Genomic DNA, 2,050 nt, shown 5'->3' with positions numbered 1-2,050 from the left:
CGGGTTCTCGGCGAAGTCCTGCGGCACCTTCTTGTAGACGTCCCTCATCCGGTCCAGCAGCGGCCCCATCCAGCTGCTGCCGAGCTCGACCACCGCGACCTTGAGGCCCGGGAACCGGGACAGGACGCCGTCACAGACCAGAGCGGATACCGCGTCTTCCGCGGGCCGGGTGGCCTGGAGCAAGCGGAACGCGACCGGCGTACCCGACTTGAACGGGAGCATCTCCGCATCGGCCCCCGTCCACTCGTTCACGTAGCGGGCGTAGCCGCTGTCCGAGCCGTGCATCACGACGAGGATTCCGGCCTCGGCGACCTTCGCCCAGAAGGAATCGAATTCCGGCAGAGCGAACGACCGCGGCCCCCGGTACCCCGGGACCGGAGCGGGGCGGATCAGGACTGCTCGCGCCCCGCGCTCAAGCGCCCACTCGAGTTCCTGGATGGCCCGCTCGACGATCGGCAAGGTGATCACCGGCGTCGCGAAGATCCGCTCCTCGTAGTCGAACGTCCAGGTCTCGTGCATCCACCGGTTCAGGGCGTGGATCGCGGCGTGCGTGAGCTCGGGGTCGTCACGCATCCGCTCCTCGAGCAGGCTGGCCAGGGTGGGGTACAGGAGCGTCCGGTCGACGCCCAGCTCGTCCATCACCTCGAGACGCGGCCCCGGCTCGCGGAAGGCCGGGAGGCAGCGTATGGGCTCGCCATAGATCTCCCGGCGGGATCTGCCCTCCGGGTTACCCCGGCGGAAGTAATCCTCCTGGGCGCCCGGCCTGGCCACGATGTCGAACGTCGGGTTGGGGATGTACTCGCTGATCTGGCCGCGCACGGCTATCTTCGTCCGCCCGCGCACCTCCACGTACTCGATCGCGCCGCGGTAACGGTCCGGCAGGAACTTCGTGAATGCCTCGCGGGTCTCGTACATGTGGTTGTCAGCATCGAAGAGGGGAATCCGCTGCATCGGTTGGACCTCCTGCGGGCCGAGGCGTGGATCGGGTGCGGCGCTGGCCGGCGCGGGCGAGGGCAGCTCCCCGTAAGAAGGTGAGCGTTCAGTCAGCTGAGTCGGATCCTATGTGGCGGCCCGGGAACCGTCAATGAGGATCGGTGACCGTGCCTGCGATCTACCGCATGGCATCCTGATGGCGTGAGCCGCCCTCGAGTGACCGTAGAGAGCGCACCGCCAGCTCGCAGGCTGCCCGCTGAGGTGCGCAGGAGATCGATTCTCCGGGCAGCTCGCCGGGCCTTCAGCGAAACTGGAGATGCGAACGGTACGACCATTAAGGTCATTGCCCAATATGCTGAGATCAGCACGGGGATGATTTACCAGCTATTTGAGAGCAAGGAGCAGTTGTTCCACGAGGCCGTGGTGGAACCGCTCCGGGAGGCGGTCGATGAGCTCGTCGCGGCGGCGGAGATCGTCGACCGGGACGAGCCGCTCACGCCAGAGCGCCGGCTACAGACCCTGAACGGCCTCTACCGGCAGCTGGTCGCCACGCTCAGGGAACTGGCTCCCCTGCTGGGACTGGTGCTCTTCGGCGACCCGCACGTGGCCGAGCGTTTCTACACCGATAACCTCGCGGTGGCCATGGACCGCCTTGGCCAGGCCTGGAGCGAGGTGGAGGCACGGCACGGGCGCACCCTGGAATCGCCCGACATCACCGCCCGGGCCGTCATGGGAACCGCCTTGATCCTCGCCCTGGAAAGCCGCCACGGAAAGGCCTTCAACCGGCAGCGAGCCGTCGCTGCCGCCAGCACCGGGTCCCTCAACGGCTTCTTCCCCGCCAAGCCGGCCGGCGACCACTACCCCTGACCGCCTCGTTGACTGCGAGTGAGCGCTCATATAGCTTCGGCTCATGCCGACCGAGAAGATCGCAGTGCGGATCGACGGTGACAAGCTCGAGGAGCTCTCGCTGAGCTACGAGGTGATCGGTGAGGCCGGCCGGACCTGGGCGCTCACCCCGGGAGGCCGGTTCAGCAGGGAGTACCCGGGCGTCCGGGAGCTGGCCGTCGCCCTGGCCGAGCTGGGCAACCGGGTACTGATCTACGACCGGCCCAACACC

General features: G+C 67.6%; 2 protein-coding genes and 1 pseudogene. 2 read left to right on the top strand and 1 reads right to left on the bottom strand.

Annotated features, from left to right (window positions below; translation table 11 throughout):
* A partial coding sequence (locus VGS97_RS18495) for an amidohydrolase family protein (protein ID WP_326854825.1) occupies positions 1 to 951 on the bottom strand: 951 nt, incomplete at its 3' end.
* 198 nt (positions 952 to 1,149) lie between these two features.
* Between VGS97_RS18495 and VGS97_RS18490 the strand changes: the two genes are divergently transcribed.
* Together VGS97_RS18490 and VGS97_RS18485 are read left to right on the top strand one after the other, a co-directional pair.
* Entirely contained in the window at positions 1,150 to 1,800 is a 651-nt protein-coding gene (locus VGS97_RS18490) for a TetR/AcrR family transcriptional regulator (protein ID WP_326854824.1), read from the top strand.
* Positions 1,801 to 1,843: 43 nt separating this feature from the next.
* Positions 1,844 to 2,050 (top strand): annotated as a pseudogene (locus VGS97_RS18485) (hypothetical protein); the annotation flags it as partial.

The organism is Actinocrinis sp. (genome assembly GCF_035946395.1).
Taxonomy (GTDB): domain Bacteria; phylum Actinomycetota; class Actinomycetes; order Streptomycetales; family Catenulisporaceae; genus Actinocrinis.
The sequence above is the reverse complement of the archived record's forward strand: the minus strand, read 5'-3'. Positions and strand labels throughout refer to the sequence as shown.